Genomic DNA, 21,609 nt, shown 5'->3' on the forward strand with positions numbered 1-21,609 from the left:
GGGGGAGCGTGCATACCAAAGCTTTCAAGCGCAAGGAGCGCCATGTCCATCCGCCACAGCCTCCTCGCCCTGCTCCAGGACCAGCCGCGCTACGGCTACCAGCTGCGGGTCGAGTTCGAAAACCGCACAGGCGCCACCTGGCCGCTGAACATCGGGCAGGTATACACCACGCTGGACCGGCTGGAACGCGATGGCCTCGTCTCCAAGGACGGCGACGACGGCGAGGGCCACGTGATCTACAGCATTACCGACGCCGGCAAAGCCGAGGTGGGGAACTGGTTCGCGGCCCCGGTGGAGCGGAACAACCCGCCGCGAAACGAGCTTGCCATCAAGCTGGCGCTCGCCGTCACCATCCCGGGCGTGGACGTGCAAGGCATCATCCAGGCGCAGCGGGTGGCTTCCATCAAGGCCCTGCAGGACTACACCAAGGCCCGCAGGGACACCGCCACGAGCCAGCGCGCGGGAGACACCGCCTGGCTACTGGTCCTTGATTCCCTGATCTTCCAAACAGAAGCAGAGGTCCGCTGGCTGGATCTTTGTGAGGCCAGGATGGTCCAGCAGGCGCAGTCCGCCGGGCAGGCACGCAGGACGTCCACCGGGGTTACGGAAGCCGCGGCCCCGCTCAACGCGGACAGCCGCCGGTGAGCGTCCAGGGGCCGCAGCAGGTCCTGGAACTTGCCGGGGTCAGCAAGACTTTCGGGGAGGGCGCGACGGCGGTTGCCGCACTTCGCGACGTCGACCTCACCATCGGTGCGGGAGAGTTCGTTGCGGTGATGGGACCGTCCGGGTCCGGCAAGTCCTCCTTGCTGGCGCTTGCCGGGGGACTGGACCGTCCGACGTCGGGCAGTGTCTTTGTTGAGTCCACGCCGCTTGCGGGGTTGGGGCTGAACGACCTGGCGCGCCTCAGGCGCCGTGCCGTCGGCTACGTCTTCCAGGACTTCAACCTCGTCCCCACCCTGACGGCGGCCGAGAACGTGGCGCTGCCGCTGGAACTGGACGGCACGGCATCCCGGAAAGCCCATCGGCAGGCGCTGGACGCGCTGCGGCAGGTGGGAATCCCCGAGTTGGCGGACCGCTTCATGGACCAGATGTCCGGAGGCCAGCAGCAGCGCGTGGCCATAGCCCGTGCCGTGGTGGGACAACGGCGCCTGATCCTTGCGGACGAGCCGACGGGAGCACTTGATTCCACTACCGGCCAAGGGGTCATGGAAGTCCTGCGCTCGCGTGCGGAGGCAGGTGCCGCCGTTATGCTCGTCACCCATGAGGCCCGGCACGCGGCCTGGGCGGACCGCGTGGTGTTCCTTCGCGACGGCCGCATCGTGGAGCAGGCGGCTGCACTGCAGGATCCCGCTGTTCTGCTGGCGCAGGCAGGCCGCTGATGCCGCTGGACCTCGCTCCGGCCCCGGGCGGGCGCCCGGGCAGTTTCCGCCTTGCCCTGCGTATGGCCCGCCGGGACATCAACCGGCACAAAGGGCGCTCGCTGCTTATCATCCTGCTGATCATGCTTCCGGTAGCCGGCATGACGGGGGCGGTTACTCTGTTCCAGAGCACGCAGAAAACGTCGGAAGAGATTGTCCGGTACGAGCTCGGGGGCACGCAGGCCCGTTTCAGTGCACTGCCCGTGCCCAACGCGGATTCTGTCCAGGATCCGCTGAACGACACAATGGTTGCGCACAGCACGGGAGTCCATGATGCCGACTTCACAAGCGCGGACCCCGTGGACCTGATCCCGCCGGGTTATGAGGTTCTGCCCCAACGCGAGTTGGACCTGACAACAGGTGTGGGGGCGGCTACGGTGTCCCTGCAGGGCCGGCTGGTTGACGCACTGCATCCCGCCTTTACGGGAAAGTACGCGCTCCTTGAGGGAAGGGCTCCCCGGTCCGCGGAAGAGGTCCTGGTATCTCCCGGCTTGCTGGAGCGGTTCAGCCTTGGGCTGGGCCAACAAATCACGACGTCGGCGGGTTCTTTTGTGCCCGTCGGAACCCTCCGGGACGCCGATGCTTCGGACCGGAACTCCTTTATTTTCCTGCGTGACGGGCAGGTGCCGGATTCCGTCCTGGACCAGCAGTCCAGATCTCCGCAGTCGATGTCCTACTACGTTGTTGGCCCGGAACCGGTGACGTGGTCCCTTGTTCGCAAGGCCAACAGCCAGGGGGTGGGTGTGCTGTCGCGCAGTGTCGTGCTCAATCCGCCGTCCGTGGATCAGCAGGCTATCCAGGGCGTCCCGCCTCCCCAGCGGCATTCAGACTTCATGGCGCTTTATGCAATGTTCGGCCTGATGGCCGCGCTGGCGCTCCTGGAGGTTGGCCTCCTGGCAGGAGCCGCTTTCGCGGTTGGTGCCAAAAGGCAGGTTCGGGAGCTGGCGCTGCTGGCGGCGTCAGGAGCCGATTCACCGACAGTCCGCTCGGTGGTGACGGCAGGGGGACTGTGGCTGGGCGGCATTGCCGTCCTGTCCGGCGCCGCATTGGGCCTCTGCTCGGCAGCAGGCGTTGTGCACTGGGTTCGCTTTATGGGTTCTCCGCGCTTTCCCGGCTTCCATCCCGACGTGCCGCTGACACTGGTCTCCATGGTCATGGGCCTCGTGTGCTGCATCCTGGCGGCGATGGCTCCGGCGAACCAAGTGGCCCGGCAGGCGGCGCTCGGCGCCCTCAAATCCGGCAGGGCCCCTGCCGGCAATGGAAAACGGACAAGCCTGGCCGGGGCCGCGCTGCTGCTCGTGGCAGGAGGGCTGCTGGCCACGGGATGGCTGCTCGGGCAGTCAGCCGCCGATCCGGACACAAAAGCCGAGCAGCTCCCTCTGGTTGCAGGGTTGCTGATTGCGGGAGCCGTCCTTGCCGTCGTCGGCCTTGTGCTCATCGTCGGCTGGGCCATTGTTGGCCTGACCGCCAGAACGGACTGGTTGCCGCTGTCCATGCGGCTGGCTGCCCGCGACTCCACCAGGAACCGTGGCCGCACCATACCGGCAGTGGCCTCTGTCCTGGCCGCCGCCACCCTGGCGAGCGCCGCGCTGGTCCTCTTGGCCAGTCAGCAGGCCGGGATGCGGGAGAACCATTACTGGAGTGCCCTGGAGAACCAGACCTTTCTGCCGTTGTCCATCGAGCGTCCTTTCCTGGCTGACGGCAGCAGCCAGCCGCCGGTCGACGTCGAAGCAGCGGATCTTTCTTCCGCCCTAACGAGTGCCCTCGGCAGCGTTGCCTGGACGAAGACGATTAGTGCTCCAGCCTACGTTCGAAACTGCGCTTTCGGGCCCGGCTCGGACTTGTCCGTACCGGCCAGGACGGCCACGTCCAACTGCCTGCAGTATTCGTTGGCCAAACCCCCGGGCAACGAATGTCCCGTCACCCCGCAGGGAAGGGTTGTGAACCGTGACGACTGGCGGTGCCGGGGCTCCCTCGCCCAGTCACCGGGATCCCCGAGTTCGATCATGGTCGGTGATGCTGACGTCATTGGGGCCGTGCTCGGGCGTGAAGCAGGTCAAGAGGCCTTGGCTGTCCTGGATGCGGGAGGCATGGTGGTGACCAACCCCGTCTTCGTCCGCGACGGGGAAACCGTGCTGCTGGCGCAGGATGTCCGCACGCAGGCCGAACAGCCGGACCCCTACTTGATGCATGAAACTGTCAGCAGTACTGCCCTTGCCGCCGCGGTTGTTGAGCCTGCCGAAGCCGTTCCGTACTACGGCTTCATTTCGGAAGAGACAGCCCAACGGCTCGGTATGCAGCCTGGGCCCGCTGAGCTCCTGGTCCAGTTGAACCGGCACCCGTCCGCGGCTGAGGCGGATGCGGCATCTGCCGCCGTTGCCGCCGTCTACCAGCAACCCAGGGCAGGGTTCTGGGTGGAGCCGGGCATTTCGCAGGAGAATCCATGGATGACCTGGTCGATCGTTGCCGTCAGCGCACTGATCACGTTCAGTGCTGCCGGTATTACCGCCGGCTTGTCGCTTGCGGATGCCCGTCCGGATCACGCAACACTTGCTGCAGTGGGCGCCCCACCCCGGCTGCGGAAAGGATTGGCCGGTTCGCAGGCGCTCCTCACGTCCGGTCTGGGGACGTTACTCGGCTGTTCGGCGGGCGCTTTGCCCGCAGTTCTCATTGCCAGTGCTACCGGAATGAGCGCTTCGGTGAACGTTCCCTGGCTGCACCTGCTGGCACTCCTGGTTGCAGTTCCGCTGACCGGCGCTTTCCTGGCCTGGCTCTTCACCCGGGCCCGACTGCCGGCATCGCGGCGGGCGGTGGGGATATGAGCAATTAGGTCACTAAATTGGGTCTTTTTGATTGTTCCCAACAGGCTTACCGTGGGGTTCAGGAGCCGCCCGGCCAGGGCGGCGGAACCCAGGAGGACTTTCCATGACAACGCACGTCGCAGACTGCAGCGTAACGAACTGTTCCTTTAACGACCACACCAACTGCAATGCCGCCGCCATCACCGTGGGCGGTGCCGAAAACCACGCACATTGCGCCACGTTCATTGACACCGGAATGCACGGCGGGTTGCCCAAGGTACTGGCCGACGTCGGAGCATGCCAGCGCTCCGAGTGCATCCACAACGACCACCTGATGTGCAAGGCACCTGAAGTGCATGTTGGGCCGGGGGCCGACAACGCCGACTGCCTCACTTATTCACACGCCTAGCAAACCCGTTCCGCCGCCGGCGGGAGTGGGGGCCTCCGTCCGGAACACCGGGTGGGGGCCCTCTTTGCGTGGAGCCGTACGCGGGCCGCAGCGCTGCGGACCTCAGCCGCAACACGTCGTTTGGCGCTGGCTGCCGGCCGTTTGGCGCAGGGCTTTTCCTTAAGCGGCAAAATCCAGCCCGATACGCACCTGTCGTTGGTAGGGTGCCTGTCAGCAGAAGCGAAAACAATCTCAAGGAGGAGACATGGCCGAAACGCCTGATCGACGGAGCACAGCCCGGGGCGTAGGTGCGGTTGCCACCGACACCGATCTCCCTCCCTCGGCCCTGGATGAAAAGGTCCGCGCGGCGGAAGAGAAAAAATGGACGCCGGGCAAGATCGCCCTGTGGGCCGCGATTGCCCTGCTGGGCGGCGTGGCATGGTTCATGCTCGCGATCATCCGCGGCGAAACGGTCAACGCCATCTGGTTCGTGTTCGCTTCGGTTTGCACCTACCTGATCGGCTACCGCTTCTATTCCAAGGTCATAGAGCGCTACATCACCAGGCCCGATGACCGGCGGGCCACCCCCGCCGAGTACAAAGCGGACGGCAAGGACTACGTCCGCACGGACCGCAATGTCCTGTTCGGCCACCACTTTGCCGCCATCGCAGGCGCCGGACCGCTGGTCGGGCCCGTTATTGCAGCCCAAATGGGATACCTGCCCGGCACTATCTGGATCATCATCGGCGTCGTCCTTGCCGGTGCAGTGCAGGACTACCTGGTCATGTTCTTCTCGATGCGGCGCGGCGGGCGCTCCTTGGGACAGATGGCCCGGGAGGAACTGGGTATCATCGGCGGCACCGCAGCCCTGATCGCAACCCTGCTGATCATGGTCATCATTGTGGCCATCCTGGCCCTGGTGGTCGTCAATGCCCTTGGTGAAAGCCCGTGGGGCGTCTTCTCCGTTGGCATGACCATCCCCATCGCCCTGTTCATGGGCGTCTACCTCCGCTACCTGCGCCCCGGCAAGATCATGGAAGTTTCCCTGATCGGCTTTGTCCTGCTGATGGCGGCGATCATCGGTGGCGGCATTGTTGCCGAGACCGCCTGGGGCGCCGATATCTTCACCCTGGATAAGGTCACCATCGCCTGGGGACTCATCATTTACGGCTTCATCGCAGCCATCCTGCCCGTGTGGCTGCTCCTGGCCCCCCGGGATTACCTGTCCACGTTTATGAAGATCGGCGTGATCGTGATGCTCGCGCTCGCCATCATCGTGGTGCGCCCCGAGATCACCGTCCCGGCCTTCAGCGAGTTCGCCAGCAGGGACAACGGCCCGGTCTTCCCCGGCGCACTGTTCCCCTTCCTGTTTGTCACCATCGCCTGCGGCGCCCTTTCCGGGTTCCACGCACTGATTTCCTCCGGCACCACACCGAAGCTCGTCGAAAAGGAACGGCAGACCCGGTTCATTGGCTACGGCGGAATGCTGATGGAGTCCTTCGTGGCCATCATGGCCCTGGTCGCTGCAATCTCCATCGACCGCGGCCTCTATTTCGCCATGAACGCTCCTGCCGCCCTCACCGGCGGAACCGTTGAGACAGCCGCCACCTGGGTCAACAGCCTGGGCCTTGCCGGCGTCAACATCACCCCGGAGTTCCTGTCCCAGACGGCGGCCAACGTGGGTGAGGAAAGCATCGTTTCGCGCACCGGCGGTGCCCCAACCCTCGCCGTCGGCCTCGCGCACATCATGCAGCAGTTCATCGGCGGCACGGCCATGATGGCGTTCTGGTACCACTTCGCCATCATGTTCGAGGCCCTGTTCATCCTCACAGCGGTGGACGCCGGGACCCGCGTTGCCCGGTTTATGCTGCAGGACTCCATTGGCAACTTCGTCCCCAAGTTCAAGGAGCACTCCTGGCGGCCCGGCGCCTGGCTTTGCACCGCCATCATGGTAGGGGCCTGGGGTGCGGTGCTGCTCATGGGTGTCACCGATCCGTTGGGCGGCATCAACACGCTGTTCCCGCTGTTCGGCATCGCCAACCAGCTGCTGGCGGCTATCGCCTTGTCCGTCTGCCTGGCCATCGTCGCCAAGCAAGGAACCTTCAAGTACCTGTGGATCGTGGCGCTGCCCCTGGCCTTCGCCGCGGTGGTCACCATCACGGCGAGCTACCAGAAGATCTTCTCGTCCACCCCGGCGGTGGGCTACTTCGCCAACAACGCAGCCTTCAGCAAAGCGCTGGCGGAAGGAAAAACGGAGTTCGGCACCGCGAAGTCGGTGGCAGCGATGGAAGCCGTGGTGCGCAACACCGCCATCCAGGGCTGGCTGTCGGTGGTCTTCGTGGTGCTGAGCATCATCGTGATCACGACGGCGTTGCTCGCCACCGTCAGGGCGTTCCGCAACCGGGCGGACGCCACAGCCGTGAGGGGCAATGAGGACCCCGCCAGGCCTTCGCGCGTCTTCGCGCCGGCGGGGCTTCTTCCGACGCCTGCCGAGCGGGAGCTGATGGCTGAGTGGGACAAGGTCCCAGCCGAGCTGAGGTTCGAGAGGGCCGGCCACTGATGAGCTCCGGACTCGCCGCGGTTGCGAAAGGCTTCCAGGGGTTCGCGCGCTATTTTGGCGGCGTGCTGGGGGCGGATGCCTACGCGAAGTACCTGGAGCACCACCGGGCTGCAGGCCACAGCGCTCCGCCCCTGGGCGAGCGTGAGTTCTGGCGGGACCGGACGGACCGCCAGGACTCCAATCCCCAAGGCCGTTGCTGCTGATTTAGCCTGCAGCGGACAAACCCTCGGCGGGCTTCATGGAGTGGACCCCGGGCGGATCGCTCATGAGAGTATGAACGCATGAGCGATCCGAAAGACACTCAGGCACCTGAGGACCTCCCGGTAGAGGGCACCACCATTGACGACGGGCTTCCGGCCCCTGCGCCGGCTGCCCCGGACAACGGCGGAAAGCCCAAAGGCAGCAACCTGCAGGATTTGGTGGACGAACCAGCCAAGGTGATGCGGATCGGAACGATGATCAGGCAGCTGCTGGAAGAGGTGAAGTCCGCCCCGCTGGACGACGCTGCCCGGGGCAGGCTCGCCGAAATCCACGAGCGGTCCATCAAAGAGCTGGAGGATGGGCTTGCCCCTGAACTGGTGGAGGAACTGGACAGGATCAGCCTCCCCTTTTCGGATGAGGCCACACCCTCCGACGCTGAGCTGCGTATAGCCCAGGCCCAGCTGGTGGGTTGGCTGGAGGGCTTGTTCCACGGCATTCAGACGGCCATTGCTGCCCAGCACGCCGCCCGCGAGCACGCGGCCGCTCAGCTGCAGCTCCGCCAGCTTCCTCCCGGCACGGTGATCGCGCCCGGCGTCGTTATTGGGGAAAACGGAGAGCCCCAGCGTGCGTCGGCCGGCCACCGGGCGGGGGCTCCGGCCCGACCAGGGCAGCCCAATGATCCGGACCACGGTCCGGGACAGTACCTCTAGGGTCATTGGGCTTTTTCAGCGCCGCCAGGCAGGGGCGCAAGGACGATGCGGAACTTGGGAAGGGATTGTGGCGCCGGGCCCACGATCGTTTCCACCGGGGGCTGGACCGATTCCACCAGGTCCTCGAAGGAGTTGAGGACGACCAGCTCTACGGGGAACTGGTGGACATCGCCAACGAGCTGGCCGCGCTGTTGGACCGCGTCAGGGCGGTCTGTGTGGAAGCACAGCAACGGTCGCCGAGTGAGGGTTTGGACATCCCGGTTGCCCTGGCACCTGTCCACCGCTCGCTGTCCAAGGCGGGTAACTCCCTTGCCACCACCGCCGAAGCCGCTGCGATGCTGCGCCTCGCCGTAGGCCCCGTGCCCGTGGGAGCAGCCTCTGTGCGGCGCCGTGCGGAGGCTGTCTTCCAACAGGTGGCCGACGCCGAAAGGCAACTGCGGGAGGAAAGACTGGGCTCCCGCCAGGAAGATATTCCTGGTTAAGCGTGTGGCTTAGTCGGCGCGAATCGTCCTGTTCAGGGCAGCGGATTTGGCAAGATATGAAGCATGACTTTTTCACCCACACTGACTTTCAACGACGGTAACCAGATCCCCCAGCTCGGCTATGGCGTATGGCAGGTCGAGGACGGAGTGGCGGAAAAGGTTGTCCGCCAGGCCTTCGAGGCGGGCTACCGCCACATCGACACTGCCAAGATCTACGGTAATGAGGCGGGCGTTGGCCGGGCTATTGCCAGCTCGGGACTGTCGCCGGAGCAGCTTTTCATCACCACTAAACTCTGGAACTCAGACCAGGGCTACGAGTCCACCCTCGCCGCTTTCGAGGACTCGATGGACCGGCTGGGCCTTGAGACCCTGGACCTTTACCTGATCCACTGGATGACGCCCAAGCGGGATAAGTACGTGGATACGTGGAAGGCCCTGATCGAGCTGCAGAAGCGCGGACGCGTCAAGTCGATTGGTGTTTCCAACTTCACCGTCGAAGGCCTGGAGCGGCTCATTGATGAAACGGGCGTGGTCCCGGCTATTCACCAGATCGAGCTCCACCCGTACTTCAGCCAGCGCGAACTGCGCGAGTTCGGCGCATCCAAGGGGATCCTGACGCAGGCCTGGTCACCGCTGGGCCAGGGCGGCGAACTCCTCGAGGATGCAACCGTGGCCTCCATCGCTGCCAAGCACGGCGCCACGCCTGCACAGGTGGTTATTGCCTGGCACCTCGCTATCGGCAACGTGGTCATTCCCAAGTCCGTCACCGAATCCCGGATTCGCGAGAACTTCGCGGCGCTGGAAGTTTCCCTGGACGCTGACGACATTGAGGCTATCAACGCACTGGACCGCAGTGCCAAGGGCGAAGGCCGGATCGGGGCCGATCCTGCGGTTGCCGACTTCGCTTAAGCAGAGCCGCACGCAGCCCTAAGCCGCACCGTTGACCCGCGTTTCCTGAGTAATCCCCAGGAAACGCGGGTTACTGCTTTAAGCGGCCTGGACTTTTCGCCGGCCTCGACTCAGGCGGCAATACGCACGTGCTGGACCGGGACCGCGTCCACGACGGCCCAGCTGTCTTCGCCGGCGCAGTGGCGGCTGGCGAACCGCTCGGCTTCCACCAAGGTGTCAAAGACTTCAGCACGTGCGCGGCCGCAGTCGGCATCGAAGTAGGTGACGTGAAATTCCTGTACGAGTTCGTTTTCCATAAATCCAGTGTGCAACCGGTGTCTGACATTCCGCGGAATCAGCCCCGCGTGTTGCCCAGGCGGAGGACCCGTTCCTGCGCGAGCATCACCGTCCGCTCCGCTTTGTCCGCGGCCCGCGCGGCCTGTTTAGCCTCGGCAGTGGTGCTTGCCAGCCTTTTGCGGGACTGCTCCAGCCGGTCCTCGGCCGCTCTAAGGCGGGCCCGAAGATCTGCTAACTCCTGTTGCAGTTCAACAATTTCAGTCCGTGTTTCGTCCGCCTGGTCCTGCAGGTCCCGGGCGACCTGCCCTGTCTCTGCTTCTGCCGCCTGTGCTTCCGCGAGGGCGGCTTTGGCTTTCTCCAGTGCGGGTGGTGACGTTGGCCGGGGTGTCTGCCGGACTGCCTCAAGCCGCGGCTTGCCCTGCTGGGTCCGGGTGGTGCCCGCCGCCGTCGTGCTCCTTGCCTGTTCTTTCCGCATGGGCGCCTTGGGCGGAGCGGGAGCTGCCTTGGGTGCGGGCAGGGCGGCGGGGACTGCCACGGAGCCCTCAAGCTCCACGGCGTTAACGCCGTCGGCCGAGAGTGTCTTTAGGAGCCGTCCGCTCTGGACAGCAGCAGCTGCGCCTTCATCCGCAGTGAGGGCCCGCAAAGTCTCTTCGATGTCCGTCGCCATGGCATCGCTGATGGACCGGCCCTGCTGCTGGGCCACTGAGCGGGCGGTATCTACCGCGGCGGCCAGCATGGTCCGGCGCTCACGTCCCAGCTCCCGGAGTGCCGCGGCGTCCAGCGACGTCTGTGCGCCGCGCATCCTGCCGCCGAGACTGGCCAGTTCGGCGAGGACATCCGGTTGGTGCAGGGCCAGCATGTTCACGGCCCAGGCGGCAACCGAGGGCTTTGGCAGCCCGCGTACAGCTGCTCCAAGTTCCTTGTCCGAACCGGCAGCTTCCTTTGCCGCGGCGGCGCGTGCTGACACAAAGTCTTCCATCGGCTTGGCATAGAGCTCGTTCGCGATCTCTGCCAGGGCCTCGTCTTCCATGAACGCCATCTTAGGCAGGTCGGGCAAGGCTGGCTGGTCCGCCGGAGCGCCGCCCGGAAAGTGTCCTTTTGGAGCGACGGGTCCGGCCGGAAGCCCGGCGGACACTGCAGGAGATATATGGAACCCCGCGGTACCACGGGCTTTTGCTAGTCGTTGTGTTGCCGGCGAACCATTTCGGTGATCCAGACGGGCGCAAACGGCGACGTGCAGCCCGGAGGAGTCGGGTAGTTTTTCAGCACTTCAAGACGTTCGCCGATGCTGATCGCCCGGTCCCTGTGCTCGGCGTGCCCGATCCCTATTTGAGCCAGGCAAGTGTTCATCGCCCACTGCAGGCGATCCGGCGCACCCTTCATCTCGGTCTCGATGACGTCCAGCAGTCCGGCCAGCTCGAGGCCTTCGGGCTGCTTGGCCACACGTTCGGACGTCAATGCCCAGCCGGCGCTGGCGACCACAGGGTCGGGGTCGGCGAGCCAGGCCAGCCGCAGCTCTTCTGAGTATGGGTTCTTTTTCGCCACGTAGTTCACGAGCCAGTCCTGCACCTTGGGTGTGCGGGCCTCGCGAAGCATCGCGTCCAACTCGTCGCGCCCGAACGCCTTCGGACGGCAAATCAGGAGGGCCAGCAGCTTGGCTGCGGTATCGCCAGTGTCCCAGAGCTCTCGGGCGAATTCCTGCTGTGTCTTCAGCCGCTTCGCGATGGCGCGCAGCTTGCCGAGGTTTACGCCGTGGTCGTCGCCGTGTTTTTCGTTCACCTCGCGCGCCCGCGGGTCCTCAAGGTCGGCAAGCTCCGCCATCAGCTCCGCCAAACTCGTCCGGGTCAAAGCAGTTCCGGCCATCACAGTCCCCTCTCCGTCGCGTGCGGACTTCAGCCTACGATGAAGCAGGCACCCAGTACACGCCAGCCTGCTCCTGCGGGATCAGGGGCGTTAGAGCCGACGCAGCCAGGTGGCGACCCGCGAGGGACAGGGCAGACTGTGCGCAAGGCCGGGCATGTACGGGACGAAGCGCGTGCACCGGTGAACGCGGATGGCCGGCAGCAGCCGTGGCCGGCATGCTGCCGTACCCACAATGCTAGGTGCCGGTCACCGGCTATTCATCCGTAGGAAGTACTCGACTTTTGGATGTTTCAACTACTCGCGGAAATCCCGCGGCCCGTCCTGTTCATCACCATGACATCGGCCAGGCCTGCTATGTCGCGGGTCGGATAATGGTGTTGGGAGCACGGGGTGGTGGTCGAGCAGGGCTCGACCGACGACGTCACGGTCAACCCCCACGCGACCAGGTTCTTGCCGGGACGGGTGCGCGATGTCCTGCGTGCCCAGTTTCGCAGTGCGGACGCAGCATAAGTATTTACTGCTGTTTCTAGTTGGGAGTCGACGTATCCGGCTGGAGTTGAGCAAAGCGTAGACCCGGAATTAGCCAAGGTGACAAAGTATGCGCAACAGAGCCCCCTATATCTGTGTTCGTGGAATGTGCAACAAAACCCCCTACACCTGTGTTGGTGAAATGCCGGAAAACCCCATATGCCTAAAAATTGAATTAAGCGGCAACCCTATACCTAAGGAATGGGCGGCAAGTTAATCCCGCTACTTACGGAAAGCGGATAAACCGGGCGGAGAAAAGGAAGTACAAGCTACTCGTGACACTTCCTGGGGCAAACCATACGCTCGCTGATACCGCAAGGACTTCCACCGACCTAGATCCGAGGGCATCGTTATGCGTCTGCTACGCCTTTTAATTGCTCTGCTACTCGCCGCGGCCGGGGTTGTCGCACTGCCCGTCGCCGCCCAGGCCGCTGATGTCGGAAAACCTGGGCCATCATATGCCGGCGACGGCGTTGAAACGCCGACTGCAGACAAGGCCCAGAGCAAACTCTGGTTCCAGGACGGGACCTGGTGGGGGCTGATGTGGAGTGCGTCCGCACATGCGACGGTAATCCACAAGCTCGACGGCGCAACGCAGGCTTGGCAGGAGACCCCAACGGTTGTTGACGCACGGCCGAGTGCGCGCGGTGACGCGCTCTGGGACGCAAAAACCGGCAAGCTCTACGTGGTGTCGGGTACGACTGTGCTCTCGGAGTGGACCACGCCTCCAACCCAGGCCGCGGTGACCTCCGGGTCCGCAGCGCTTCACCGCTTCAGCTACAACGCAGCCACGAAGACCTACTCCCGAGACGCCGAATTCCCTGTCACCCTGCACAGGGGGAGCACGGAATCGATTACGGTGGCCAAAGACTCCCTCGATAAGCTATGGGTCACCTACACCGTCGTCTCAAGCGACCTCAGCAACCGTGTCTATGTGAACCACTCCACGACGAGCGACACGGCGTGGGGGACTCCGTTCGTCCTACCGACAACCAACGCCGACGTGCACCACGACGATATCTCCGCAGTCGCGTCGTTCCAGGGGGACAAGATCGGAATCATGTGGAGCAATCAGCGGGTAGGTCATAAGAGGTTCTACCTGGCCACCCACCAGGACGGCCAGCCAGAGACGTCGTGGCAGACAGAGGTCGCCTACGGGGGAGGAAACAACTGCAGCGGGGGATGCGCGAACGACCATCTAAACCTCAGGCAATTGACAAGTGACGGCAGCGGTCGCCTCTACGCAGCGATCAAGACAGCCAAGCAGGGCGCCGGTCTAACGTTTGTGGCGCTCCTGGTGCGCGATGGTAATGGCCAATGGACCAGCACACAGTACGGCACTGTGGAGGACGCCCACACCCGGCCCATGGTCATGATCGACGAGGAGAACCGTCAGCTCTACATGTTTGCGATCGCGCCGGAGGCGGGCGGCACCCTCTATTACAAGAAGTCGCCGCTGGACAACGTTTCCTTCGCGCCCGGCCCCGGTACGCCCATCATCAGCAGCAGTACCGACAAGGACATCAACGACCCCACATCAACGAAACAAAACGTCAACGGTCAGACCGGTCTGGTGGTGTTGACAGCCTCGAGGACCAACGCGCGGTACTGGCACGCCCACCTGGATCTTGGCACGGCGACACCACCACCACCACCTGGTGGCGGTACGCCCCAGACGGTGACCGTTGACGCGCTCGAGGACAGCTATGTCTCCGGCCGTGCCGCCACGACCGACAACGGCTCGGCCACGGCGCTGGGGGTTGACGGCAGCCCCGCCGAGGTCAGCTATCTGAAGTTCGACCTTGGGACTCTCTCGGGTAGGACGATTACGGAGGCAAAGCTGCAGCTCCAGGCAACCAACGGCTCGACGGGAAACCAGAGGGTCAAGCTGGTCCCGGACGACCTCTGGAACGAGAACGCTATTCGCTTCAACGCCCGCCCGCTACCCGGAGCAACCCCGATAGGAACGTTGACCGGTGCAACCAGCGCCGGTATCTACAGCGTCAACCTGGACAAGAACGCATTGCAGGCGGAACTGGGCCAGAGTCTGTCGCTGGCAGTGGACTCCTCCAGCGGCGACGGGTTGGACTTTGCTTCCAGCGAGGCCGCCACCGCCGCTGACAGGCCCAAACTCATCCTCACCCTGACCACCCCCTAGGGGAGCGTGAGTGTGAACCGGTCCCCGGGAGCTGGACTGGCCGCATAAGAGCGAAGCCGCGCGAGGGCCTGGGTCCGGTATTGCACCGGACCCAGGCCCTTGAGGCTGAGGACACAGCGCCTGGCGCAAGGTCTACGACTCCGTTTCCGACATGCAGAAGGAGGGAGGGGTGACCAAGGAGTCGGTACACCGGATGGCCGGTGATCCGAACAACGTCCTGGCGAACCGCGCATCGAGCTCTTGGAATAAGCAGGGGATTCCGTAGAGCATGCACCCCATGGAAGACCAGCGGTCTCGACTGCTTAACCAGCGAAAAACCCCGCATCATCGTCGAAATCAACGACAACACGGGGTTTATCCCGAGCTTCCTATCAGAATCGAACTGATGACCTTTTCATTACGAGTGAAACGCTCTACCGACTGAGCTAAGGAAGCACCGCATGCTTTATCCGGAAGAACCGGGTGGTTCATGCAAGAGTCAACTGTAATAGAGTCCCCGCGCCCGGGTCAAAATGGACAGGACGGAAAGGGCTGAGGCCTTCAGCACACCGTGTTGTCGGCGGGAAGCTGACCGCTGACAAGGTAGGTGTCCACGCGGTCCTCGATACAGCTGTTGGATCGGCCGTAAGCGGTGTGGCCTTCGCCTTCCCAGGTCAGCAATGCGGCGTTGCCCAACTGCTTCCTGAGCGAAGCCGCCCACTCCACGGGTGTGGCAGGGTCGCCCGTGGTGCCGATAACGACGATGGGGGACTCTCCCGTGTACTCCACGGGTGCCGGTGTGCGGACGTTCTTGTACGGCCAGTCGGCGCAGTTGGTGCCGCCGTAGGCAAAGAAATACCCGAACGTGGGGGAGTCCTGCATCAGGCGCTGCTGTTCCGCCCGCATAGCGGCAGTATCGGACTCCATGGGGTAGTCCAGGCAGTTGATGGCGTTGAACGCGAACGTCGAGTTGGAGGTGTAGGTTCCGTTGGAAGCGCGGTCGGCACCAAGATCGGCCAGCCGAAGCATCAGGCTCACGTCGCCGGTCATCGCCGCTTCCAGGGCCTGGGTCAGGGCCGGCCAGCTCTGGTCGTTGTACAGCGGGGTAATGAGGCCACTGACGAACATCGTGGCGTTGACCACGCGCCCGTCCTTGGCAGTGCGGGGCGTCTGCTGGACCGCGGCGATCAGGTCGCGAACCTGCTGCACTCCGGAATCAACATTCCCGCTCAAGGGGCACCCCTCCTGCTGCAGGCAGCTGGCAACATAGGCCCGGATCGCCTTTTCGAAGGCGCGGGCCTGGCCCCGGGTCAGCTCCTCGTTACTGATCGACGGATCCAGGGCGCCGTCAAGCACCATGCGCCCCACGTTGTCCGGGAACAGCGAAGCATAGGTTGAACCCAGGAACGTGCCATAGGAGTACCCGAGGTAGTTGAGCTTACTGTCATTGACCACTGCGCGAAGGATGTCCATGTCCTTCGCGGAGCTCACCGTATCGATGTGGGCCAGAACCGGACCGGTCTGCTCAGCACACTGCGCGGCAATCGCCTTGTTGTCCGTCCGGGCCGCTTCCAGGCCGGCGTCCGTTTCAAGCTCGTAGACCTTCGCCCGGGCTGCGTCGCGCTCGGCATCCGTCATGCAGCTGACTGGAGCAGAGCGCTTGACGCCCCGGGGATCGAAACCAACGAGGTCGTAGGCGTCACGCACCGCCTGGGAAAAGTGTGTTCCGGAAGCATCTTTGACGAAGTCGTATCCGGACGCTCCCGGTCCTCCGGGGTTGACCAGCAGGCTGCCCGTCTTGTTGCCCGTGCTCGAAGCCCTCAGCGCAGCCAGTTCGATGGTGTCGCCCTCGGGCTTGTCGTAGTCAACCGGCACCTTAACCTTGGCGCACTGAAATTCGCTTTCGCACGGCTCCCAAACAACTTCCTGCGAGTAGAACTGCTCTAGCCCGGCCGGAGCGGACGCCACAATCGAGGGATCCGCCTTTGCAGTGGATGCCTCCTGGCTGCGGTCGTCGCCGCCAAGGAGGGTGCAGGAGGCCAGAACCATGGCAAGCGCCATGGCCCCGGCGGCACGCACTCCAATCACCCAGGATCGGGGGCGTGCTGGCAGGGGGCGGGCAGTCATCGGGTCTCCTTGGAGGGCTAGATCAGGCTGGCTGCCATGGACTCAATGGTCAACAGCGGGGCAACGTTGGTGGTGGTAATGCGTTCACGGGCTTTGTTGATGGCGTCCATCCGGGCCAGAGTGGCTTCTGGAGCGGAGCGGCTGGCAAACTCCTCCAATTCACTCCTCAACTCAACGTTTACGAGCTCCACAGCATTCCCAAGCTGGATAATCAGCACATCCCGGTAGAAGGACAGCAGGTCGGTGAGAGTCCGGTCCAGGGAATCGGTGATGGACCGCTTCGCCCGGCGCTTCTGGTCCTCCTCCAGCTGCTTCACCTGGCTGCGCATGGCCGGAGGCAGCGTGCCGGATTCGGGCGCGCCCAGGGTTGCCAGCAGGGCGGCCTTCTCGGCGGCATCGCGTTCCTCATTGGAACTGTTGGCCTCTGCGGTGGCGATCTTGACCAGCTTCTCCGCCATCATCACCGCGGCGGTAACGCCCCGAAGTGCCAGGGGAAAGCGCACGGTTTCCAGTCTGCGTTCCCTGGCTGCAGGATCCCGGGCAAGCCGGCGGGCGATCCCCACGTGGCTTTGCGCCGCCCGGGCCGCGCGTTCCGCCAGCGCCGGCTCCACGCCGTCGCGCTTAACCAGCAGGGCAGCCACATCGGCGGCGGGCGGCAGCCGCAAGGCAACGCTGCGGCAGCGCGAGCGGATGGTCACCAGTACGTCGGCCGGGGAAGGTGCGCACAGCATCCACACCGTCCGGGGAGTTGGCTCCTCGATGGCCTTGAGCAGGACGTTGGTGGTGCGCTCGGCCATCCGGTCTGCGTCCTCAACCACGATGATCCGCCAACGTCCGGAGGATGGCCGATTGCCCGCAGTGGCTACCAGTTCCCGCGCCTCGTCGATGGTGATGGTGACTTTTTCAGTGCGGACGAAGGTGACGTCGGAGTGGGTTTCCCCCAGGATGGTCAGGCAGGCAGGGCACTGCCCGCAGCCGCGCCGGCCCACGTCCTCCTGGTCGCAGTTCAACGCCGCGGCGAACGCCTTGGCGGCATTTGAACGGCCCGAACCCGGCGGCCCGGTAAACAGCCAGGCGTGTGTCAGGTTTTCGCCGCTTGCGGCCTGGCGCAGTTGTTCGACGACGGCGGCTTGGCCCTGCAGGTCGTCCCAGACCGTCATGCCATGTCTCCCTCCGTGGCCGCTAACAGGCCGTCCACGCGCTGGAGGATCCGGGCGGCAAGGTCAGTTACGGGAAGATGGGCCGGCAACACAAGGTAGGAGCCGGCGCGGCTGGCTGCCAGTTCCAGGAAGGCATCCCGGATCCGAACGTGGAATTCGTCAGCTTCGGATTCGAGCCGGTCCTCCGAGGCATCACCGGCGGTCCGGCGTTGGCGGCCCACTGCCGGGTCAACATCCAGCAGGACAGTGAGGTGGGGCTCCAAACCGGAAGTGGCCCACGCGTTAATCGACCGGACTGCATCCTTGCCGAGGTCCCGTCCGGCTCCCTGGTAGGCAACGGACGAATCGATGTACCGGTCCGTCAAAACAATCTCGCCGCGCTCAAGCGCCGGCCTGATGACCTGGCTGGCGTGGGCGGCCCTGGACGCCGCGAAGATCAGGGCTTCGGTGTGGGCGTCGATGTGGCCGTGGCCATGGTCAAGGACCAAGGAGCGAAGTTTCTCGCCGATGGGCGTTCCGCCGGGTTCCCGGGTCCGCAGGACGGTGAGTCCCCGCGCTTCAAGGGCGTCTGCAAGACGGGCTGCCTGGGTGGACTTGCCGGCACCGTCCCCGCCCTCAAACGCGATGAAAAGACCCGCCCGTTGTTTACTCACCGGTCAAGACTACCGACCCGCACCCGCAATCGCAGATTGCCGAAGGCGATATGTGGACAGTAGTAGCGGCTTTCCAAGGGTGCCCGGAGCGGACAGTAGGCTTTCCTGCATGAGCCTTTCGGAACAGCAAGCGGCTTCCCTGGCAGCCGAGACGGTCGTGGTGGCGGCCGGGCGTCCTCCCCGGGAAAGGGACCAGCCGGTCAACCCGCCCATCGTCCTGTCCTCCACGTTCTTCGGCATTGGTGCCCTTGCTGACGGGGACCGTGGCTACGGCAGGTACTCCAACCCCACCTGGGATCCCTTCGAGGAAGCGCTCGCCCAGCTTGAGGGGTCGGAACTGCCAGGTCTCCTTTATGCATCCGGCCTCGCTGCGGTCAGTTCCGCCCTGTCCCTCATTCCCGCCGGTGGAGTGCTGGTCATGCCCACGCTGTGCTATTCAGGCTCCCTGGTCATGGCCGCCGAGCTTGCCCAGAAGGGTTTCATCGAACTCCGGACGGTGGACATCGCGGATACCGACGCCGTCAAGGAGGCGCTCGCGCCCAGCGGCCCGGCGGGGCGCGCCGCCTCCATGCTGTGGATCGAGAGCCCGACGAACCCCATGCTCAGCATTGCGGACATGCCGGCTGTCACGGCCGCGGCACACGCCGCCGGAGCCATCGTGGTCACGGACAACACCTTTTCCACGCCCTTGGTCCAGCAGCCCCTCCGCCTGGGCTCCGACGTCGTCCTGCATTCGGTAACCAAGTACCTGGCGGGCCACTCCGACGTCGTCCTTGGCGCCCTGGTGACGTCCAACCCCGACATCCGGTCCGCGCTGCTCCATCACCGCACTATCCATGGCGGCATTGCCGGCCCCTTCGAATCGTGGCTGGCACTGCGCGGGTTGCGGACGCTGGCGCTCCGCGTTGAACGGTCCCAAGCCTCTGCCATGGTCCTGGCGGAGCGGCTTGCGGCCCATCCGCTGCTCGAATCGCTCAGGTTCCCGGGCCTTCCCGCGGACCCGGGCCACAAACGGGCCGCGGCCCAGATGAAGGGCTTCGGTTCAATCATCTGCATCCAGGTAGCGCCCGTGGACGGCATGAGCGGCGCCGACGCTGCGGACGTGGTGGTCCGCGCAGTGAAGCTGTGGCTGCCCGCAACGTCGCTGGGCGGGGTGGAATCGCTGATCGAACGCCGGCGCCGGCACGCCGCCGAACCTTTAGACGTGCCCGAAAATCTGATCCGCCTCAGCGTGGGCATCGAAAGCGTTGAGGACCTCTGGGCGGACTTGAAGCAGGCGCTGGACGCGCCGGGCGGCTAGGCTGGGCTTGTGGACGGTGAACTCATTATTCGGCCTGTAGAGCAGGCAGTGTTCTTTATTCTTGCCCTGGTGGCCCTTGGGCTCGAATTGTGGGCTGTGGTGGACTGCGCGCGTCACCGCGCCAATGCCTTCGAGGCGACCGGGAAGAGGACGAAGTCCTTTTGGATGGCCCTGACCGGCGGAGCCGCCTTCGTCGGCGTCATCTCGTTCTTCGGCAGCGGCGGCGGATTCTTCGGCACGCTTGGCCTGTTCGGGCTCGCGGCGGTGGTCGCGGCGTCCGTCTACCTGGCGGACGTGCGCCCGGCAGTGAAGGACGCAGGACGCGGCGGCAGCCGCAACACGGGGCCGTACGGACCCTGGTGACGGACTGCATTGACCCAACCCAGCTGCCCTAAACCCGCGGGGCCACCGCTTCCCAGTCAACCGTGAGCTCGCCCAGCCGCCATCTGGCCGGACCGTCCTGAACCGGCCAACCGGCGTCGCGCAAGATCCGGGCCATGGACTGCCAGCGCTGCCTGTTGCCAAAGGCCGCCAGCGGAGAGGATTCCAGCCAGGCCCGGTCCATGGCCTGCATCAGGGCGTGCACCGGTTCGCCGGGCACATTGCGGTGAATCAATGCCTTTGGCAGGCGCTCCGCCACGTCCGACGGCAGCTCGAAACTTCCAAACCGGACGGAAATACTCAGTGAGAGCGGCCGTTTGGCATCCAACGCCACCCACGTCACCCGCCGCCCGATCTCGTCGCAGGTGCCGTCAATGAAAAGGCCGTCCGGAGACAGGCGGTCCTGCACCAGCCGCCAGATCCCGGCTACATCGGCTTCCTCGTACTGCCGCAGGACATTGAAGGCACGCACCAGCACAGGCCGCCCGGCAACGGGGATTTCGAAGCCGCCCACATGGAAGCTCAAACCGGGCCGCTCCAGGGGCAGTGCGGCGCGGACCCGGTCCGGTTCGATCTCGATGCCGCGCACCTGGACATCCGGGCGCACGGCGGACAGCCGCTCAAAGAGTTCGACGGCGGTGGCCGGGGTGGCGCCGTAGCCCAGGTCCACCACCAGGGGACTGGCAGCGGACTGCAGGCGCCAGGCTTGAGGTCCGGTCAACCAGCGGTCCACCCGGCGCATGCGGTTGGGATTGGTGGTGCCGCGGGTCACGTTGCCTACCGGCCGGCCCTGCCTGCCGCCCGGATTCCTGCCACTTAATTGCGGGGCGGCCACCCGTTCAGCTTTTTGCACCACCGCCCAACCTTATCCTTGTGCCATCCCTGCCCGCCTGCTGCCAGGTGGCGCCGTTTGTAACGCTGGGCGGGCGGCAGCGGCGCTCGGCTAGGATGAAAATCATGACTTACAAGCTGATTCTGCTGCGCCACGGCCACAGCGAATGGAACGCCAAGAACCTGTTCACCGGCTGGGTGGATGTAGACCTCAATGACCAGGGCCGTACGGAAGCAGCAAGGGGCGGTGAGCTCCTGGTTGAGAACAATGTTCTCCCGGACATCCTCTACACGTCCCTGCTGAAGCGGGCCATCAACACCGCAAACATCTCCCTGGACAAGGCCGACCGCGGCTGGATCCCGGTCAAGCGCGACTGGCGCCTGAACGAACGCCACTACGGTGCATTGCAGGGCAAGGACAAGGCCCAGACGCTCGCCGAATACGGCGAAGAGCAGTTCATGGAGTGGCGCCGTTCCTATGACACCCCGCCGCCGCCTTTGGACGACAACTCCGAATTCTCCCAGGTGGGGGATCCCCGCTACGCCGACCTCGGGGACGCCATTCCGCGCACCGAATGCCTGAAGGACGTCCTGGTCCGGCTGCTGCCGTACTGGGAATCGGACATCAAGGCGGACCTAAAATCGGGCAAAACTGTCCTGGTGACGGCCCACGGCAACTCGCTCCGGGCGCTCGTCAAGCACCTCGACGGCATCAGTGATGAAGCCATCGCCGGCCTGAACATCCCCACGGGTATCCCGCTGGTCTACGACCTCGACGAGGATTTCCAGCCGGTCAAGCCGGGCGGCACGTACTTGGATCCCGAAGCAGCTGCAGAGGCCATCATGGCCGTGGCCAACCAGGGCAAGAAATAAGGCTCAAAACG

The 21,609-nt window shown here is 64.7% G+C and carries 20 protein-coding genes and 1 tRNA gene; 13 read left to right on the forward strand and 8 right to left on the reverse strand.

Annotated elements, in window-relative coordinates:
- The first annotated feature begins 42 nt into the window (after positions 1-42).
- The 9 genes from AC5RUQ_RS05430 (at position 43) to AC5RUQ_RS05470 (ending at position 9,469) form a co-directional block, all read left to right on the forward strand.
- Positions 43-645, forward strand: a complete 603-nt coding sequence (locus AC5RUQ_RS05430) for a PadR family transcriptional regulator (RefSeq protein ID WP_493946335.1) — start codon at positions 43-45, stop codon at positions 643-645.
- The gene (locus AC5RUQ_RS05435) at positions 642-1,379 is read left to right on the forward strand and encodes an ABC transporter ATP-binding protein (RefSeq protein WP_493946336.1); all 738 of its coding nucleotides are present in this window, start codon (positions 642-644) and stop codon (positions 1,377-1,379) included. The genes AC5RUQ_RS05430 and AC5RUQ_RS05435 overlap by 4 nt, the downstream gene beginning before the upstream one ends.
- Complete coding sequence (locus AC5RUQ_RS05440; protein WP_493946337.1) at positions 1,379-4,240, forward strand: FtsX-like permease family protein; 2,862 nt, start codon at positions 1,379-1,381, stop codon at positions 4,238-4,240. The genes AC5RUQ_RS05435 and AC5RUQ_RS05440 overlap by 1 nt, the downstream gene beginning before the upstream one ends.
- A 103-nt stretch (positions 4,241-4,343) precedes the next feature.
- A complete protein-coding gene (locus AC5RUQ_RS05445) occupies positions 4,344-4,628 on the forward strand; it encodes a DUF1540 domain-containing protein (RefSeq protein ID WP_493946338.1) in 285 nt (94 codons plus the stop codon).
- 244 nt (positions 4,629-4,872) lie between these two features.
- Positions 4,873-7,167 carry a carbon starvation CstA family protein gene (locus AC5RUQ_RS05450; protein ID WP_493946339.1) on the forward strand — a complete coding sequence of 765 codons (2,295 nt, stop codon included), beginning with the start codon at positions 4,873-4,875 and terminating at the stop codon, positions 7,165-7,167.
- Positions 7,167-7,370, forward strand: coding sequence for a YbdD/YjiX family protein (locus tag AC5RUQ_RS05455; protein ID WP_493946340.1), 204 nt, complete (start codon positions 7,167-7,169; stop codon positions 7,368-7,370). The genes AC5RUQ_RS05450 and AC5RUQ_RS05455 overlap by 1 nt, the downstream gene beginning before the upstream one ends.
- A 78-nt stretch (positions 7,371-7,448) precedes the next feature.
- The gene (locus tag AC5RUQ_RS05460) at positions 7,449-8,078 is read left to right on the forward strand and encodes a bacterial proteasome activator family protein (protein ID WP_163167956.1); all 630 of its coding nucleotides are present in this window, start codon (positions 7,449-7,451) and stop codon (positions 8,076-8,078) included.
- 5 nt (positions 8,079-8,083) lie between these two features.
- Positions 8,084-8,560: a hypothetical protein gene (locus AC5RUQ_RS05465; RefSeq protein WP_493946341.1), complete on the forward strand. Its 477-nt coding sequence runs from the start codon at positions 8,084-8,086 to the stop codon at positions 8,558-8,560.
- Between the two features lie 63 nt (positions 8,561-8,623).
- The gene (locus AC5RUQ_RS05470) at positions 8,624-9,469 is read left to right on the forward strand and encodes an aldo/keto reductase (RefSeq protein WP_493946342.1); all 846 of its coding nucleotides are present in this window, start codon (positions 8,624-8,626) and stop codon (positions 9,467-9,469) included.
- Positions 9,470-9,579: 110 nt separating this feature from the next.
- Here the strand turns inward: AC5RUQ_RS05470 and AC5RUQ_RS05475 are convergent, their stop codons facing one another.
- The 3 genes from AC5RUQ_RS05475 to AC5RUQ_RS05485 all read right to left on the reverse strand — a co-directional run bounded on the left by AC5RUQ_RS05475 (position 9,580) and on the right by AC5RUQ_RS05485 (position 11,608).
- The gene (locus AC5RUQ_RS05475; protein WP_493946343.1) at positions 9,580-9,765 is read right to left on the reverse strand and encodes a hypothetical protein; all 186 of its coding nucleotides are present in this window, start codon (positions 9,763-9,765) and stop codon (positions 9,580-9,582) included.
- 38 nt (positions 9,766-9,803) lie between these two features.
- On the reverse strand, positions 9,804-10,775 hold the full coding sequence (locus AC5RUQ_RS05480; protein WP_493946344.1) for a hypothetical protein: 972 nt from the start codon (positions 10,773-10,775) through the stop codon (positions 9,804-9,806).
- 146 nt (positions 10,776-10,921) lie between these two features.
- On the reverse strand, positions 10,922-11,608 hold the full coding sequence (locus tag AC5RUQ_RS05485; protein WP_493946345.1) for a DNA alkylation repair protein: 687 nt from the start codon (positions 11,606-11,608) through the stop codon (positions 10,922-10,924).
- Positions 11,609-12,488: 880 nt separating this feature from the next.
- On the opposite strand from AC5RUQ_RS05485, the gene AC5RUQ_RS05490 reads away from it, so the two are divergent.
- The gene (locus tag AC5RUQ_RS05490; protein WP_493946346.1) at positions 12,489-14,294 is read left to right on the forward strand and encodes a CBM96 family carbohydrate-binding protein; all 1,806 of its coding nucleotides are present in this window, start codon (positions 12,489-12,491) and stop codon (positions 14,292-14,294) included.
- Between the two features lie 362 nt (positions 14,295-14,656).
- On the opposite strand, the gene AC5RUQ_RS05495 is transcribed toward AC5RUQ_RS05490, so the two are convergent.
- The 4 genes from AC5RUQ_RS05495 to tmk all read right to left on the reverse strand — a co-directional run bounded on the left by AC5RUQ_RS05495 (position 14,657) and on the right by tmk (position 18,213).
- Positions 14,657-14,729 (reverse strand) — tRNA-Thr (locus AC5RUQ_RS05495).
- A 105-nt stretch (positions 14,730-14,834) separates the two neighbouring features.
- Entirely contained in the window at positions 14,835-16,400 is a 1,566-nt protein-coding gene (locus tag AC5RUQ_RS05500; RefSeq protein ID WP_493946347.1) for an alpha/beta hydrolase, read from the reverse strand.
- 17 nt (positions 16,401-16,417) lie between these two features.
- Complete coding sequence (locus tag AC5RUQ_RS05505; RefSeq protein WP_256246520.1) at positions 16,418-17,560, reverse strand: DNA polymerase III subunit delta'; 1,143 nt, start codon at positions 17,558-17,560, stop codon at positions 16,418-16,420.
- The gene (gene tmk / locus AC5RUQ_RS05510; protein ID WP_493946348.1) at positions 17,557-18,213 is read right to left on the reverse strand and encodes a dTMP kinase; all 657 of its coding nucleotides are present in this window, start codon (positions 18,211-18,213) and stop codon (positions 17,557-17,559) included. Before tmk ends, AC5RUQ_RS05505 begins: the two co-directional genes overlap by 4 nt.
- Positions 18,214-18,322: 109 nt before the next feature.
- Between tmk and AC5RUQ_RS05515 the strand changes: the two genes are divergently transcribed.
- The gene (locus AC5RUQ_RS05515; RefSeq protein WP_493946349.1) at positions 18,323-19,513 is read left to right on the forward strand and encodes a trans-sulfuration enzyme family protein; all 1,191 of its coding nucleotides are present in this window, start codon (positions 18,323-18,325) and stop codon (positions 19,511-19,513) included.
- Between the two features lie 9 nt (positions 19,514-19,522).
- Positions 19,523-19,876 (forward strand): DUF2516 family protein, encoded by a 354-nt coding sequence (locus AC5RUQ_RS05520; RefSeq protein WP_493946350.1) that lies wholly within the window; start codon positions 19,523-19,525, stop codon positions 19,874-19,876.
- A gap of 28 nt (positions 19,877-19,904) precedes the next feature.
- On the opposite strand, the gene AC5RUQ_RS05525 is transcribed toward AC5RUQ_RS05520, so the two are convergent.
- Positions 19,905-20,750: a class I SAM-dependent methyltransferase gene (locus AC5RUQ_RS05525; RefSeq protein ID WP_493946351.1), complete on the reverse strand. Its 846-nt coding sequence runs from the start codon at positions 20,748-20,750 to the stop codon at positions 19,905-19,907.
- 101 nt (positions 20,751-20,851) lie between these two features.
- Here AC5RUQ_RS05525 and AC5RUQ_RS05530 point away from each other — a divergent pair, with 101 nt between their 5' ends.
- On the forward strand, positions 20,852-21,598 hold the full coding sequence (locus AC5RUQ_RS05530; RefSeq protein ID WP_256246524.1) for a phosphoglyceromutase: 747 nt from the start codon (positions 20,852-20,854) through the stop codon (positions 21,596-21,598).
- Positions 21,599-21,609: the final 11 nt, after the last annotated feature.

It is taken from the genome of Arthrobacter sp. MDT2-3 (assembly GCF_059090465.1).

Excerpts from the sequence above, each read along its gene's own strand:
- AC5RUQ_RS05430 (WP_493946335.1), top strand. The coding sequence starts at position 43 with ATGTCCATCCGCCACAGCCTCCTCGCCCTGCTCCAGGACCAGCCGCGC.
- AC5RUQ_RS05440 (WP_493946337.1), top strand. The coding sequence starts at position 1,379 with ATGCCGCTGGACCTCGCTCCGGCCCCGGGCGGGCGCCCGGGCAGTTTC.
- AC5RUQ_RS05445 (WP_493946338.1), top strand. The coding sequence starts at position 4,344 with ATGACAACGCACGTCGCAGACTGCAGCGTAACGAACTGTTCCTTTAAC.
- AC5RUQ_RS05450 (WP_493946339.1), top strand. The coding sequence starts at position 4,873 with ATGGCCGAAACGCCTGATCGACGGAGCACAGCCCGGGGCGTAGGTGCG.
- AC5RUQ_RS05455 (WP_493946340.1), top strand. The coding sequence starts at position 7,167 with ATGAGCTCCGGACTCGCCGCGGTTGCGAAAGGCTTCCAGGGGTTCGCG.
- AC5RUQ_RS05460 (WP_163167956.1), top strand. The coding sequence starts at position 7,449 with ATGAGCGATCCGAAAGACACTCAGGCACCTGAGGACCTCCCGGTAGAG.
- AC5RUQ_RS05470 (WP_493946342.1), top strand. The coding sequence starts at position 8,624 with ATGACTTTTTCACCCACACTGACTTTCAACGACGGTAACCAGATCCCC.
- AC5RUQ_RS05475 (WP_493946343.1), bottom strand. The coding sequence starts at position 9,765 with ATGGAAAACGAACTCGTACAGGAATTTCACGTCACCTACTTCGATGCC.
- AC5RUQ_RS05480 (WP_493946344.1), bottom strand. The coding sequence starts at position 10,775 with ATGGAAGACGAGGCCCTGGCAGAGATCGCGAACGAGCTCTATGCCAAG.
- AC5RUQ_RS05485 (WP_493946345.1), bottom strand. The coding sequence starts at position 11,608 with ATGGCCGGAACTGCTTTGACCCGGACGAGTTTGGCGGAGCTGATGGCG.
- AC5RUQ_RS05490 (WP_493946346.1), top strand. The coding sequence starts at position 12,489 with ATGCGTCTGCTACGCCTTTTAATTGCTCTGCTACTCGCCGCGGCCGGG.
- AC5RUQ_RS05500 (WP_493946347.1), bottom strand. The coding sequence starts at position 16,400 with ATGACTGCCCGCCCCCTGCCAGCACGCCCCCGATCCTGGGTGATTGGA.
- AC5RUQ_RS05505 (WP_256246520.1), bottom strand. The coding sequence starts at position 17,560 with ATGACGGTCTGGGACGACCTGCAGGGCCAAGCCGCCGTCGTCGAACAA.
- AC5RUQ_RS05515 (WP_493946349.1), top strand. The coding sequence starts at position 18,323 with ATGAGCCTTTCGGAACAGCAAGCGGCTTCCCTGGCAGCCGAGACGGTC.
- AC5RUQ_RS05530 (WP_256246524.1), top strand. The coding sequence starts at position 20,852 with ATGACTTACAAGCTGATTCTGCTGCGCCACGGCCACAGCGAATGGAAC.